Annotated in this window: 13 protein-coding genes; 7 read left to right on the top strand and 6 right to left on the bottom strand. The window is 71.0% G+C overall.

From position 1 onward, the window contains the following. Nucleotides 1-110 precede the first annotated feature (110 nt). On the top strand, nt 111-953 hold the full coding sequence (locus AC5P1B_RS20270; protein ID WP_493888724.1) for an NAD(P)H-binding protein: 843 nt from the start codon (nt 111-113) through the stop codon (nt 951-953). 98 nt (nt 954-1051) lie between these two features. On the opposite strand, the gene AC5P1B_RS20275 is transcribed toward AC5P1B_RS20270, so the two are convergent. The 3 genes from AC5P1B_RS20275 to AC5P1B_RS20285 all read right to left on the bottom strand — a co-directional run bounded on the left by AC5P1B_RS20275 (nt 1052) and on the right by AC5P1B_RS20285 (nt 4427). Beyond that, a complete protein-coding gene (locus tag AC5P1B_RS20275) occupies nt 1052-2098 on the bottom strand; it encodes a phytase (RefSeq protein ID WP_493888725.1) in 1047 nt (348 codons plus the stop codon). A 516-nt stretch (nt 2099-2614) separates the two neighbouring features. Continuing rightward, nucleotides 2615-3241: a YigZ family protein gene (locus AC5P1B_RS20280; protein WP_493888726.1), complete on the bottom strand. Its 627-nt coding sequence runs from the start codon at nt 3239-3241 to the stop codon at nt 2615-2617. A gap of 163 nt (nt 3242-3404) precedes the next feature. After that, nucleotides 3405-4427 (bottom strand): alpha/beta fold hydrolase, encoded by a 1023-nt coding sequence (locus tag AC5P1B_RS20285; protein ID WP_493888727.1) that lies wholly within the window; start codon nt 4425-4427, stop codon nt 3405-3407. A gap of 754 nt (nt 4428-5181) precedes the next feature. Between AC5P1B_RS20285 and AC5P1B_RS20290 the strand changes: the two genes are divergently transcribed. Next, a complete protein-coding gene (locus tag AC5P1B_RS20290; protein WP_493888728.1) occupies nt 5182-5616 on the top strand; it encodes a CoA-binding protein in 435 nt (144 codons plus the stop codon). A gap of 25 nt (nt 5617-5641) precedes the next feature. On the opposite strand, the gene AC5P1B_RS20295 is transcribed toward AC5P1B_RS20290, so the two are convergent. Beyond that, nucleotides 5642-6214 (bottom strand): helix-turn-helix domain-containing protein, encoded by a 573-nt coding sequence (locus AC5P1B_RS20295; RefSeq protein ID WP_493888729.1) that lies wholly within the window; start codon nt 6212-6214, stop codon nt 5642-5644. A gap of 101 nt (nt 6215-6315) precedes the next feature. Between AC5P1B_RS20295 and AC5P1B_RS20300 the strand changes: the two genes are divergently transcribed. Then, the gene (locus AC5P1B_RS20300) at nt 6316-7182 is read left to right on the top strand and encodes an EamA family transporter (RefSeq protein ID WP_493888730.1); all 867 of its coding nucleotides are present in this window, start codon (nt 6316-6318) and stop codon (nt 7180-7182) included. Between the two features lie 178 nt (nt 7183-7360). Here AC5P1B_RS20300 and AC5P1B_RS20305 read toward each other — a convergent pair whose 3' ends face one another. Beyond that, nucleotides 7361-8131, bottom strand: a complete 771-nt coding sequence (locus tag AC5P1B_RS20305) for an acyltransferase (RefSeq protein ID WP_493888731.1) — start codon at nt 8129-8131, stop codon at nt 7361-7363. A gap of 422 nt (nt 8132-8553) precedes the next feature. Here AC5P1B_RS20305 and AC5P1B_RS20310 point away from each other — a divergent pair, with 422 nt between their 5' ends. Together AC5P1B_RS20310 and AC5P1B_RS20315 are read left to right on the top strand one after the other, a co-directional pair. Further along, on the top strand, nt 8554-9495 hold the full coding sequence (locus tag AC5P1B_RS20310) for a glycosyltransferase family 2 protein (protein WP_493888732.1): 942 nt from the start codon (nt 8554-8556) through the stop codon (nt 9493-9495). Between the two features lie 41 nt (nt 9496-9536). Then, complete coding sequence (locus AC5P1B_RS20315) at nt 9537-10502, top strand: polysaccharide pyruvyl transferase family protein (protein WP_493888733.1); 966 nt, start codon at nt 9537-9539, stop codon at nt 10500-10502. A 164-nt stretch (nt 10503-10666) separates the two neighbouring features. Here AC5P1B_RS20315 and AC5P1B_RS20320 read toward each other — a convergent pair whose 3' ends face one another. Next, nucleotides 10667-11917 (bottom strand): MFS transporter, encoded by a 1251-nt coding sequence (locus AC5P1B_RS20320; RefSeq protein ID WP_493888836.1) that lies wholly within the window; start codon nt 11915-11917, stop codon nt 10667-10669. 748 nt (nt 11918-12665) lie between these two features. On the opposite strand from AC5P1B_RS20320, the gene AC5P1B_RS20325 reads away from it, so the two are divergent. Together AC5P1B_RS20325 and AC5P1B_RS20330 are read left to right on the top strand one after the other, a co-directional pair. Beyond that, entirely contained in the window at nt 12666-13271 is a 606-nt protein-coding gene (locus AC5P1B_RS20325) for a flavodoxin family protein (protein WP_493888734.1), read from the top strand. Nucleotides 13272-13547: 276 nt separating this feature from the next. Beyond that, the gene (locus AC5P1B_RS20330) at nt 13548-14510 is read left to right on the top strand and encodes an NAD-dependent epimerase/dehydratase family protein (RefSeq protein ID WP_493888735.1); all 963 of its coding nucleotides are present in this window, start codon (nt 13548-13550) and stop codon (nt 14508-14510) included. The last annotated feature ends 18 nt before the right edge of the window (nt 14511-14528 follow it).

The following is a 14528-nucleotide window of genomic DNA, read 5'->3' on the forward strand; positions in this document are numbered from 1 at the left end:
TGATCGCTGCCTGGATCACTGGCCCTGGCCGCTGCGCTGATCGCTGCCTTGATCACTATCTTGACCGCTGCCTTGACCTGCACTGCGGTTCAAGTTCTACGTTCGCCGTCATGAGCGCGATTCTGGTGACCGGCGCGACCGGCAACGTAGGCGAACACGTCGTCTCCACGCTGGCCGGACAGGGCCATGAGGTGCGGGCACTGGTGCGCGACCCGGGCAACGTCTCGCTGCCCGCGGGAGTGCGGGCCATACGGGGTGACCTGTCGTCCCCGCGGACGCTGGAGCCCGCGCTGCGCGGTGCGGACAGCGTGTATCTGATGTGGCCCGGGCTTCCTGTGGAGCCCCGTGTGGTGAAGGTCATCGCCGAACACGCCCGGCACCTCGTGTACCTGTCGACCGACGTCACCGACCTCGCGGACGGTGAGCAGGCCACGTCCTACCACCAGGAGATCGAGCGGCAGATCAGGCAGTCCAGGCTGAGCTGGACCTTCCTGCGGCCCATCGACTTCGCCACGAACACCCTGGGGTGGGCGGGCCAGGTCAGGCAGGGCGTCGTGCGCTGGCCGTACGGGCGAGCCTCCCGGTCGCTGATCCACGAACGGGACATCGCGGACGTGGCCGTCCACGTGCTCACCTCCCCCCGACCTGCCGAACATGCCGGAGCCAGGTACCTGATCACCGGGCCCGAGTCGATCACCCATGCCGAGCAGGTCAGGATCATCGGCGAGGCCGTCGGGCGCGAGGTGCGGTGGGAGGACCTGCCGGTGGAGACGGCGCGCGAGCAACTGACAGCGGCGTGGGGGGACGCGGCGTTCGTAGAGGCCAGGCTGGCGGCCTGGTGCGCCTTCGTGGACGAGCCGGAGCGGGTGACCGACACCGTGGAACGACTGCTCGGGCGCCCGGCGCGGACGTTCCGCTCCTGGGCCGAGGAGCACGCCGACGACTTCCGCTGAGGCCCGTCGGGCTTCGGCCCTGCCAGGGGGGGGGAGCGAGCGCCCCGTACCGGAGTCCGACGATTCCGGTACGGGGCGCTCGTCGCGGCGTGCCGCCGTCAGCCGATGGCGCTGATCACGCGCTCCAGCGGCACGAACTTGAAGTTCTGGTTGCCGCTGCTGCCGGGGGCCGAGTTGGAACCGTCCTGGCAGGCGAACATGCCCTTCGGGAAGGCCGGGCCCAGATTCGCGGCCGTGGCGTCGATGCCGTCGGTGTCCTCGCAGTCGTCCGCCGCGCTGCCGTTCGCCACGGCGAAGCGGCCCACGTACGAACCGCTGGACCGGTCGTACGCGGTGAAGTCGTCGCTGCCCTGCGACGAGACGAACACGCGGTCACCGGCGGCGGCGATACCCTCGGCGTCGGCCTTGATGTGGCCGGACCCGCCTGTGGAGTCGAGCTTGCTGCGCGAGGTGCCCTCGCCCGGCTCCGCCCCGTAGATCCACACGCCGACGTCCTCCTCACCGAGATAGAACTTGCCGCTCTTCTCATCGGCGTAGCAGCCCTCGACGGCGCTACCGGCGTCGAAGCGGCGCACCGACTTGCCGGTGACGCTGTCACCGCTGACGGTGATCTCCCACTGCTCGACCTCACCCGAGGTGGAGTTGGGGTACGCGTACAGCTTGCCGCTGCCCGGCGACTTGTACATGCAGATGCCGTGCGCGGTCACGCCGGTGGGGATGTCCTTGAGGTGGCGGAGCTTCTGGGTGCCGGGGTCGATGCGGTAGACGTGCATCGCGCCGCGGCCGCCCGCGGCCTCGTCGTCCGCGGAGATCACGATGTCGCCGCGCAGATCGACGTTGTTCCCGAAGTCGCCGGAGATCCGCTGGATGCGGGCACCGGAGAGGTCGTACACCTCCAGGGCCCCCTTCTTGTCGGTGCCGATCACCGCGGACTTCGCCGGATCGGAGGGGTTGACCCAGATCGCCGGGTCGTCGGCCGCGTCTCCGCTGTGCGACACCGGGGCGGTTTCCGCGGTCGCCGTGACAGAGGCGGCCAGTGCCTGCGCGGGGGTCGCCAGCGGAAGCAGCAAGGCGGCCGCGGCGGCGGCCGAAGTGCCCATGGCGATCCGGCGAGCGGCGCGTGGGGGTGGGGCGGCGAACACCATGTCGTTCCTTCTGTAGACGGGACAGGAGCCAGCTGTAGACGGGACGGAGCCAGCTGACGGCAGTCCCGGAAACACCCGTCGGCGCCGGCTGCAACAGTGGGCGAACACCCGCCCACAAGTCGCGTGGACACAAGCGAAAACCCGATAGACGCACGCACACCATTTCGGTATTTCCACCGGCTGGGGCTGACGCTGAACGGGGCCTTCCGGAATACCGCCACTGAACTGTGGCGCTCGGCACCGACCATGACAAGAGCTCACCGAAAACGCGTTTTCAACAGAGTTTCCTCCGACTGTTGAGCACCCAGCTGAGAGCCGAAATGAACAGCGGAGCGACGATCTCTGTCACGTCGGAGAAAGGAATGAAAGCCTGTCGGCCCGTACACGACTGCGCAACCGGGCGGCTGCTCTACGGAGCGACTGCGCGACCGGGCGACTGCGCGTCAGAGAAGAAGCTCTTTGCCTATGCGGCGCGGAGGGAGAGTTCTGGGCTTCGGCAGGCCGCAGTCCGAGGGCTCAGGCGTCGCCGTACGCTTCGCCGCCCACCTCAAACCGCGCCGTCCCCGCCGTCGCGTCGGCCAGCCAGGCCCGGAACGTCTCGACATCGGCATCCGGCAGCCCGAGCTCGAACGTCACGCCCTCGCCGTACCGCACGTCCCGCACAGCACGCCCCATCGCCCGCAGGTCGTTCTCCAGCTTCCCGGCCCGCTGATGGTCGGTAACGACCGTGACCAGCCGGAACCGCTGGCGAACCACGGTGCCCAGCGCGTCCAGGGACTCCCCGACGACCCCGCCGTACGCACGGATCAGCCCGCCGGCACCGAGCTTGACCCCGCCGTAATAGCGGGTGACGACGGCCACGACGTACCGCACCTCGCGGCGCACCAGCATCTGGAGCATCGGCACACCGGCCGTCCCGCCCGGTTCGCCGTCGTCGCTCGCCTTCTGGACGCCGCCGTCCGCGCCGATGACGTAGGCGAAGCAGTTATGCGTGGCGGTGGAGTGCTCCCGGCGGACACGCTGGATGAACTCCTGGGCCTCCTGCTCGCTGGCGGCGGGCGCGAGCGAGCAGCGGAAGCGCGACTTGTTGATCTCGATCTCGTGCACACCCTCGCGGGCCACCGTGCGGTACTGCTCTGCCATCTCGCCACCCTATGCGGGATGGCGAGAGGCAACGGGCAAGGGGCCAGGCGGAGGGGCACGGCAAGGGCTGTTGCCGGGGCGGATGTTGTGCGGGGCGCGTGTTGTGCGGGCCGATGTCGTACGGCACGGCCCCGTACGTGCAGCCCCGTACGGTGCGCGCTGCTCAGAAATCCCCCATATCCCGGGAACCTCCGTCTTGGATCTCGCGGGCAACGGTCTTTCCGATCTCATCCGCCGCCGTCGAATCGAGCATATCGGAATGAGTGCAATCGACCTCGATGACCCTGATAGCGCCGTCCACGTACGGCCGCCAATCCGCCGGGTCGGCCGGAACGGCGTCGCTCTCCGGCCTCGCGGCACGAAAGAGGGTGATGTCGCCCGAGAAAGACGGAGGAGCGTAGCCCTGCATCAGCTTCATATTGCTCTGATACGCCCGGTGAATTCCGGTCACATGTTCCTCGGTGTAGGAGCAGTCGCTCTCTTCAGCTTCCCCAAGCGGGGCGTTCAGCGGCGGCCGCCACAGCCCGTCGTCCTCCGCCGGGTCATGGAAATTGTCGGCGATCTTGAACAGATCCTCGATGACCTCGCGCCGCGAAGGCACCCAGAACGACTCCTGCTCGCCCGTCTGCGCGATGGGGTAGGCATCGAGCAGGAACAACTGGTCGACCTGCTCGCCTGCCTTCTCCAGCAGGGCGGCCATGGCGTGGGCCACCAGACCGCCGAATGACCAGCCCATCAGCAGATACGGCCCGAAAGGCTGAACCGACCTCATCGCGGCCACGTATTCTTCGGCCATCTCGCTGATACTCGCGGGCGGCTCCTGGGACACGTCCAGGCTGCGCGACTGAAGGGCGTAGAGCGAGAAATTGTCGACCGCGCTCCTGGACAGGGCTTGGTAGGACCAACCGATTCCACCCGCCGCGTGCACGCAGACGAGATTCGGCGTGTCCGGCTGACACCTGATCGGCAGAACGACATCGAAGTCGTGCGAGCCCCCCGACTGGTCAAGCAAACTGGCGAGTTGGGCTGGGGCCGGGGCCCGGAACAGGGTGTGAATTCCGAGGTCGGCTCCGGTCTCCGCCCGTACGCGTCCCACCAGCCGCATGGCGAGAAGCGAGTGCCCGCCGAGCTCGAAGAAGCTGTCGTCAGGCCCGACCGCGTCAAGCCCCAGCACCTCGGCGAACAACCCACACAGGACCTCCTCCTGCGGGGACGCCGGAGACCGACCGCTCCCACCATCGAACTCCGGCACGGGCACCCAAGCCCTCCAAACCCTCACCGACCACCACGACACCCTCCGCCTCACCCTCACCAACACGACCACCAACCCCGACGGAACCCCCAACGGCACACCCACCCCGACCATCCGCCCCAAAGGCACCGTCAACGCCGCCGACCACTTCCACGAAGTCAACATCACCGGCCAGACCCCACAACAACGCACCACCACCATCGAACACCACCACACCAACAACAGACACAGAAGCAAGCAGCACAGCCACCGAACCCACCACACCAACAACCAAAAGCACCGCCACCCCCAACACCCCACCCACCACCTGGCCCTACGCCCCCGAAACCACACCACTCAACGGCGGAACCGACCCCCACCTCAACCAACCCCACCCCCTCGAAATCAACACCCTCACCCACAACACACCCAACGGACCCCAACTCACCACCACCTGGACCTACAACCCCACCCACATCACCCACCACCACATCACCCAACTCGCCACCCACTGGCACACCGCCCTCAAAGCCCTCAACACCCACACCCAACACCCCAACACCGGCGGCAGAACCCCCTCCGACATCCCCCTCCTCACCCTCACCCAAAACGACATCGAGTCACTGGAAAGCGATCTCGAACTCGAATGGGAGGACCTTGAGGACTAGCCGCCGGAATCTTTCGGTCACCGTCGCCGTTGGGCAGCACAATGACGTCCAGTGCCCAGGAGGCGACCGTGTACGGCGACCAGGAGACGGTCCGCAGGATTCTCAACGAGCTCGGCGACACCTGGGCCGTCGTCGGCCTGTCGTCGAATGAGAGCCGCGCGGCGTACGGGGTCGCCAAGGTGCTCCAGCGCTTCGGCAAGCGGATCGTCCCGGTCCACCCGAAGGCCGAGACGGTGCACGGGGAGAAGGGCTATCCCACGCTCTCCGCGGTTCCGTTCGCCGTGGACGTGGTCGATGTGTTCGTCAACGCGCGGCTGGCCGGGCCGGTCGCGGATGAGGCGGTGGCGATCGGAGCGAGCGCGGTGTGGTTCCAGCTGGGGGTCGTCGACGAGGAGGCGTACGAGCGCACCCGGGCGAAGGGTGTGGCGATGGTGATGGACCGCTGCCCGGCGATCGAGATCCCTCGCCTCGGCTGAGTCACCTGCCGCTGGTCGCCGCGGGTCAGCCGACTGGCGGGATGGCCACAGTCATGGTCATCTCCACGGGCTCGGTGCCGTCGTTGCGGTAGGCGTGTGCGGCGTTGGCCTCGAAGGTCGCGGAGGTGCCGGCGGGCAGGTGGTGTGCCTGGCCGTCGACCACGAGGGTCAGTTCGCCGGCCGACACGTGGAGGAGTTCGACCGTGCCGGGCGGGTGGGGGTCCGAATCGCTGCTGTCGCCGGGCATCAGTCGCCACTCCCACATCTCCAGCGGCCCGCGCTTCTCGGTGCCCACCAGCAGTGCGGTGTAGCTGCCCGCCTCGGTGGACCACATCCGCACCGCCTGGCCTGGTGGCACGATGCGGACCTGGGGCCCCTGTTCGTAGTCGAGCAGGGTCGTGATGCTGACGCCGAGCGCGTCCGCGAGCTTCACGGTGGTGCCGACGCTCGGGTTCGTACGGGCCTGCTCGATCTGGATGATCATGCCCCGGCTGACGTTGGCCCGGGCCGCGAGGGCGTCGAGGGTGAAGCCGCGCTCCCCTCGCCAGCGCTTCAGATTGCGTGCGAGCGACTGCGTGAGCTGGTCGAGATCTGTCACAGCGAATCCAACCGTCCAATATACTAAATGACAGAGTACAAAATGATGCACTACGGTGTGCTGCACTGCATCGTTCAACACACCGTACTGCGAGGCCCGCCATGACTGCCCTCTTCGCGCTTGCCACGAGCCTCTTGTGGGGGCTGGCCGACTTCGGCGGCGGGCTTCTCGCCCGGCGCATGCCGGCCCTGACCGTGGTGCTGGTCTCCCAGCTGCTGGCCGTAGGCGTGCTCGGGGCGATCGTCGTCGCCACCGGCGGATGGTCCGAGGCGGGGCCGCAGCTGTGGTTCGCGGTGGCGGCAGGCGTCGTCGGAACGGTCGGCATGCTCTGCTTCTACCGGGCGCTCGCCCTCGGCCCCATGGGCGTGGTCTCGCCCGTCGGAGCGCTGGGCGGAGTCGCCGTGCCGCTCGGCGTGGGACTGGTCCTCGACGAGATACCCGGGGTGCTCCAGGTCGTGGGCATCGTGGTCGCCGTCGCGGGTGTCGTGCTCGCCAGCGGCCCGCAGCGGGGCGGCACGCCCGTACAGCGCCAGACGCTCGTTCTGACGCTCACCGCGGCCTTCGGCTTCGGCTCCGTGATGGCGCTGATCGCCGAGGCGTCGAGCAGCATGACCGGCCTGTTCCTCGCCCTGTTCGTCCAGCGGGTGTGCAACGTGGCGGTCGGCGGCACCGCGCTCTACGTGTCCGTACGGCGCGGCGGCAGCGCCCTGCCCGAGGGGGGCGCCCGTGCGGTCCGTTCGGCGCTGCCCGCGCTCGCGTTCGTCGGCCTCGCGGACGTCGCCGCCAACGGCACGTACTCCATCGCCGCCCAGAACGGCCCCGTCACCGTGGCCGCCGTGCTCGCCTCGGTCTATCCCGTCGTGACCGCCCTCGCCGCCCGTGGCGTGCTCCACGAACGCCTGCACGCCCTCCAGGCGGCGGGAGCGGGGCTCGCGCTGGTCGGCACAGTGCTGCTCGCGAGCGGCTGAGCCCGGCCCGCGGGTACCGCCGCCCGTCAGTGCTGCCGGACGTACCACACCAACAGCGCGAGGCCGTGCAGCGCGACGGCGGCGCAGAGCAGCAGCCGCAGCTGTCGCCCGCTCATCGGCACTCCCCTCCGTCCGCCCGCTCGCGGACCGGCCGTCCGCGCGGCGTAGGCCCCGCCCGTCAGTGGTCCGCGGTCACGTCCAGTGTGCCGGGCGCGGGCGGCGGCAGTACGCCGAGCGCCAGCAGCTGTTCGTGGGTGACGCCCTCGGGCACCGGCATGGGGGTCGGGCTGCGCAGCGGCGGCTGCCAGCCCGCCTCGGGGTCCCAGCGGCGCACCACCTTCGCGGGTGCCCCGGCCACCACCGCGTGGTCGGGCACCTCGCCCCGTACGACCGCGCCCGCCGCGACCACCACGTTGCGGCCGAGCCGGGCGCCGGGGAGGATCACCGCACCGGCGCCGAGCCAGCTGCCCGAGCCGATGGTGACGGGGGCGCTGCGCGGCCACTGCTTGCCGATGGGCTGCTCGGGGTCGTCGTAGGCGTGGTTGTCGCTGGTGACATAGACGTACGGGCCGCAGTAGACGTCCCTGCCGAACTCGACCGACACCGAGGCCACCACGTGCGTGCCGCGGCCCAGGACGACGCCGTGCCCGAGCCGCAGCACCGGTTCGGGGCCGAGGTCGAGGCCGGGCATCATTCCGGCGGCCAGGGTGACGCCCTCGCCGATCACGCAGTGGTCGCCCAGCTCTATCCACCGCTCGCCGAACACGGTGCCCAGCGGGAACGCCAGCCGGGTGCCGGTGCCGATCCGGCGGAAGCGGTAGGGGCCGGGCCGCTCGGCGGTCACCGCGCCTGCCTGCTGCACCCAGCGCCATCCGCGATGCACGGCGCGTGATGTGGCACGCCGCCGCCAGGCACCGAGTGATGAGAACACGTTCTGATGTATCGGCACGCGCCTACGGTACTCATCGGTATGCCGATCGCCCGGGTCGCCCGCTGTGATCTTTCCCGCACGCGTCGCGACGGGGACGCGGCGGCGGGGCGGCGTCGCGGGGCGGCTGTGAAGCCCGCCGACGCTCGTTGTCCGATGTGCCCCGCGCGGCGTTTGCGGCATTCGCGGCCAGAGCTCGCACGCGAGGTGTGAAACGACCTTCCCGCGTCTACTCGTACGGGCATGGACGACGTCATCGTGGGCCGGAGGCCCGGGTGCGGCGATGTACGGCATCTCGCCCGCGAGGCCGCGCCGGCGTCGCCCTGAGCAGCACAGGCCAAGCCGTATCCGGGCCACGGGGCCCGGGTCGACGCGAGCACGCCGCAACGGAGCAGCCCGGTGCCGGAGCACGGGTGCGCCGGGACGGGTGAGGGAGATCTGCCGTGAGCGACCACCGGACCACCGTCGTGGTGATCACGCACAACCGCCGCGACGAGTTGCTGCACACCTTGGAGCGGCTTGCCGCGCTGCCGGAGCGGCCGCCGGTGACCGTCGTCGACAACGCGTCGACCGATGGCACGGCACTGGCGGTGCGGGCGCGGCATCCGGGGGTGCGGCTGCTGTCCCCCGGCCGCAACCTGGGGGCGGTCGGGCGCAACCTGGCCGCTCGGCTCGCCACGACGCCCTACCTCGCCTTCTGTGATGACGACTCGTGGTGGGAGCCGGGCGCCCTGGAGGCCGCCGCCGACATGCTGGACGCGCACGACCGGCTCGCCGCCGTCACCGCCCGCATCGTCGTGCACCCGCAGGCGGGCGCCGTCGCGGGGAGCGGGCCGGGAGAGCGGGACGACGCTCCGTATGAGGACCCCATCGTCGCCGAGCTGCGGGATTCGCCGCTGCCTGGCCCGGACTGGCTGCCTGGTCCGGCGCTGGGCTCGTTCCTGGCCGCCGCGACGGTGATGCGTACCGACGCCTTCCGGTCGGTGGGAGGCTTCTCGCCCCGGCTGTGGCTCGGCGGCGAGGAGGAGCTGATGGCGGCCGACCTCGCGGCGCGGGGGTGGTGGCTGTGCTACGCCGAGCAGCTGACCATCCACCACCGGCCGTCGTTGAGCCGGGACCCCGGTCTGCGCCGTCGGCACGGTATCCGCAACACCCTGTGGTTCAGCTGGCTGCGCCGCTCGGCGCCGTCCGCGCTGCGCCGCACCGCGCGGCTGGCGGTCACCGTCCCGCGCGACACGACCTCCGTGCGCGCTTTCGGGGACGCCCTCGCCGGTCTGCCCTGGGTGCTGCGGGAGCGCCGCCGACTGCCTCAGGATGTCGAGCGGCGGCTCAGGCTGCTGGAAGCACCGCAGAACGCCTCATCGGCCCGCCGCTACGTCGGCTGAGCGGCCGCACTCCGCAGGTCCGGGGACAGGAGACACCCGACGTGACCCATGTACTGATCACCGGCTGGTTCAGCTTTCTGCACGGCGAGGTCACGGCGGGCGACATGCTCGCCGCCGAGGCCGTACGGAAGGCGCTCAGCGAGGCGTCGCTGAGCTACGACACGGCCTGGTCGCCGGTCTTCCGGCCGGACGCCGTGCATCTGGAGACGGCCGACCCCGCCGACTACACGCACCTCGTGTTCGCCTGCGGTCCGGTGCACTCCCGGCGGGCACCGGCGGCGGGAGGGCGTGCCCCGCTGCTCGATCTGCACGCCCGCTTCGCGGGGTGCCGCCGGATCGCCGTGGGGGTGTCCGTCATCGATCCGGCCGATCCGGCCGTCACCGGGTTCCACGCGCTGCTGCCCAGGGACATGGCGGGGCAGTCAGTGGGCACCGCCGACCTGAGTGTGCACGCGCCCGCGCCCGTGAGGGTGCCGTTGCTGGGGGTGGTGCTGACCGAGGGCCAGCACGAGTACGGGACGCGCCGTCGGCACAGCGACGTGTCGCAGTCCGTGCAGGAGTGGCTCGGCGAGCTGGACGCCGCCCGGCTGCCGCTCGACACCCGTCTGGACACCCGCGACTGGCGGCTTCCCGCGACACCCGATCAGCTGCACACGGTGTTCTCCCGGCTTGACGCCGTGGTCACCACCCGGCTCCACGGGCTCGTGCTCGCGCTGCGGGCCGGGACGCCGGTGGTGGCCGTGGACCCGGTGGCGGGCGGGGCGAAGGTCAGCGCGCAGGCCGCGGCGCTGGACTGGCCCGCCGTGCTGCCGTGTGAGCGGGCCCGGCCCGCTGAGCTGCACCGGGCGCTGGCCTGGTGCCTCTCCCCGCAGGGGCGGGAGCGGGCCGGGGCGCCGGCCGCCCGGTCCGCGCGGGACGGCATGCTCGCCGACCTGCTCACGCATCTACGCGGCGCCCCCGGCCCGGCACGGGAGCGGCCCCTCCTGGAAGGTGACCAGCTCGCCTGACGGGGCCGGGCGGCGCCGCCCGGCCGGACGCGGACCTGGGCCGCACAACGAGGAGGCGTGCCCCGTCAGGGGCGCGGGGAACTGCGCGACCAGCCACGACGCACTCGCAGTCCGCGACGCACGGACAGGGGCACCCCTCCCTGGCACGACCCGCCGGACACGGCCTACGCGGCGGCAGCGACGGAAACGGGCTCCCGGACGACGGGCTGGACCGTCACCAGCGTGGGGAGCCGGTGGCGGAGCATGGCTCCGGCGCCGATCGAACCCGCGATGAGCAAGCCGCCGACGATCAGCGCGCCGCGCGCACCGGCCACCTCCATCAGCAGTCCGAGGAGCGGCGGGCCGATGAGTCCCCAGCCGGTGCTGGCGCTGCGCCACACACCCAGCACCCGGCCACGCATGTGCGCGGGCGGGTCCGTCTGGAGCACGGTGGTGCCCGCGGTGTCCGAGACCGACTCCGCGATGGCCATCGGCAGCACCAGGAGGATCAGGATGAACAGCGACGGGGACAGGCCCGCGGCGACCTGGAGCAGCGCCCCGACGGCCGTCAGGGTGCCGACGAGCCGTACGGAGGGGCTTTGCAGCCGTCCGGCGAGGACCGCTCCGGCGATGCCGCCGATGGCGAGGACCGTGGAGACGGTGCCGAACTGGGCGGCGGTGCCGTGCAGCGCTCCGGTGACCAGCACCGCCAGGGTCAGGCCGTAGTTCCGGCCGAAGATCGCGCCCAGTCCGGTGATCACGGCCAGTGCCACCAGGCGCGGCCTGCGCAGGAAGAAGGCCAGCCCGTCGCGCGCGCTCATTCCCGCCTCTGCGGCTGCCTGCGCGGGCGGGGGCCCGGCCTGGGAGCCCGCGACGGTGCGCGTCTCCGCGGGCGCGGGGCGCAGGAAGGGGATGACGGTGGCGACGAAGAGGAACGACAGGCCGTTGGCCGCGTAGGCCGCCGCCGTACCGAAGAAGCCGATGGCCACGCCCGCGGCCGCCGTACCGGCGAGCCGTCCGACGCTGTGGACCACCGAGCCGAGCGCGATCGCGGACGGCACGTCCTTGGTGGCCACGAGGTCGTTGCCGAGCAGGGAGCAGGCGGGGCCGTCGACGGTGGCGATGAGGCCGGTGATGACGGCGAGCGCCATCAGCAGGCCCATGCTGAGCTGGTCGAACGCCACGAGAGCCGCGGTGACGAACGCCACCGCGCCGAGCACGGCCTGGCTCGCGGTCGCGACCAGCTTCCGGGGCCAGCGGTCGACGGCCGCGCCGCCGAAGAGGCCGAAGAGCAGCCCCGGGGCGGCCTGTGCGGAGAGCGACAGGCCCGTCGCGGCCGCGGAGCCGGTGATCTGGAGCACGAGCAGGTTCTGGACCGTGAGCTGCATCCACGTACCGGCGTTGGAGACGAGGTTGGCCACGGACCACCAGCGCATGCTCGGGTAGCGCAGGCAGCGCCAGGGGGACCGCTCGCCGCCCGGTTCCGCCGCCCGGCGGCGGAAGGGGAGGCGGCGGGCGGCGCGGCGCGCGGCGCCGGTGGGCTCCGAAGGCTCGGTGGGCGGCCCGGTGGGGCTTGTCGCCTGCTGCGAGGTGGCAGCGCGTGTCGCCGTTTCGGGCGCGGTGACGTCGGTCGCACGGGCAGGGGCAGGACGGAAAAGAGGCACGGTGGCGCGTTTCGTGAAGAGCCCAGCAGGCTCGGAAAGCGGACTCGGTGGCAGAAGGCGATCCGCACCCGGCGGTCGGCCGACGGTGGGGGCTTCTGGGCTGCTGTACCGGTGAGATGGCCTCGGCCATCGGGTCCGCTACTGCGCAGCGAGGTTCCATGTTCACAGACGACTCGCGACAGTCGTCGCCACTACGGGGTCATCCAGCACGGCAGGAGCGCTGAATGCCTTGCGCCCCAAGGGTTCTGGGCGAGTGCGTGCCCTTGCTCACAGGGGTCCGCACGGCCCCTTTCCGCGGCGTTTCCCGGCCTCGTTCTGCGGTCTTGTTCTGGGGACTTCTGGGGGGGCGCACCGGTCGCCGTGCGCCTGCTCTGCTCGACCCGATCCGATCCGATCCGGGTGAGACGCGTCTCACCGCTCTGTCGCGTCTGTCGCGTCTGCCGCGGCGCCCGTGTGGACCGGTCGCCGGTCACCCGCTCGGCCCGTGCGTAACTCGCGCGGCACGGGTACTTCGCAAGCTATGCGCGCAATCGTGATCAACTGCACTCTCAAGCCCTCGCCCCAGCCCTCGAACACCGAGGCGCTGGCCGCCGTGGTGATCGCGGAACTCGCCCGGCGCGGAGTCACCACCGATGTCGTCCGGGCGGTCGATCTGCGGCTGTCACCCGGTGTGCGGACCGACATGGGCGAGGGCGACGACTGGCCGGCCGTCCACGACAAGATCCTCGCCGCTGACATCCTCATCATGGCCTCCCCGACCTGGCTGGGGCGCCCGTCCTCGGTGGCCCAGCGAGTGCTGGAGCGGATGGACGCCATGCTGAGCGAGACCGACGACGAGGGACGCCCGGTGGCGTTCAACCGCGTGGCCGGTGTCGTGGTGACGGGAAACGAGGACGGGGCGCACCACGTGATCAGTGAGATCGGCGGGGCGCTGGGGGACATCGGCTTCACGGTGCCCGGACAAGCGTGGACGTACTGGCACTTGGGGCCGGGGCCAGGGCCCGACTTCCTGGACGACCAGCGGGGGCACGACTGGTCGCGTTCCACCGGCAGAGCCATGGCCGCCAACCTGATTGGAGTAGCCCAGGCACTCGCCGAGCGCCCGCTGGGCCCGCCGCCCTCCTGACACGGTCACCAGCGGTTCCCACGGCCGCTGTTCCCGCTGCGGCACCGCGCGCTCACAGCTGCCCTGAGTGCGTTTCCCACCAGCGCTGATGTCGCCGCAGCGCCCTGAGCAGGGCGGCGGCGCCGTTCTCGCGATGTGCCGCCTGTCGTGAGCCGTGCCACGATAGTCAACGTTTCGTCCCGTTATGTTCGGTAACTCAGAGCGGAGGCACGACCAGCACCCTGTCCCGCGAGCCGGTCATCACCGTCACCTCCGGGGAGATTCGAAGGAGGCCACATGAACACAGCTGTCGCGCCCGCTTGGGGCCACGCCGTCGTCACCGGCGGCGCCGGCTTCGTCGGTTCGCATCTGTGCGCCGCGCTTGCCGACCACGGCACGGATGTCACCTGTGTCGACGACCTCAGTACCGGTTCGCGGGAGAACATCGAACCGCTGCTGGACCGCCCCGGCTTCGTCTTCCAACAGGCCAGCGTCTGCGATCCGTTGAGCGTCGAGCGCCCGGTGGACCTCGTTCTCCACTTCGCCTCTCCCGCTTCCCCCGCCGACTATCTGCGGCTGCCGCTGCACACACTGGAGACGGGAAGTCTCGGAACGCGCAACGCACTTGCCCTGGCCCGCGCCCACGAGGCGCGGTTCATTCTGGCCTCGACGTCGGAGGTCTACGGCGACCCGCAGCAGCACCCGCAGAGCGAGGACTACTGGGGGAACGTCAACCCGGTCGGCCCGCGCAGCGTGTACGACGAGGCCAAGCGCTTCGGCGAGGCCCTGGCCACCGCTGAAGCGGCGACCAACGGCACCGACACCGGCATCGTGCGGCTGTTCAACACGTACGGCCCCCGCATGCGCGGCCACGACGGGCGCGCCGTGCCCACCTTCGTCCGGCAGGCACTGGCCGGTGAGCCGCTGACCGTCACCGGTGACGGTCAGCAGACCCGTTCCCTGTCGTACGTGGACGACACGGTGCGGGGCATCCTGGCGGCCGCGGCCTCCGACCTCCGCGGCCCGGTCAACCTCGGCAACCCGACCGAGATCACCATGGCCGCTCTAGCCGAGCTGATCGTCGAGCTGACCGGCTCCCGCTCCACGGTCCGCTTCATCGACCGGCCGACGGACGACCCCGCCGTGCGCTGCCCGGACATCACCCTGGCCCGCGGCAAGCTCCAGTGGGAGCCCCGCGTGGCCGCAGAAGAGGGGCTGACCCGGACCATCGCCTGGTTCCGCGAGCGGCCGGCCGCCTGACCGGCGCCCGGCCCCGCC

Source organism: Streptomyces sp. A01 (assembly GCF_059026195.1).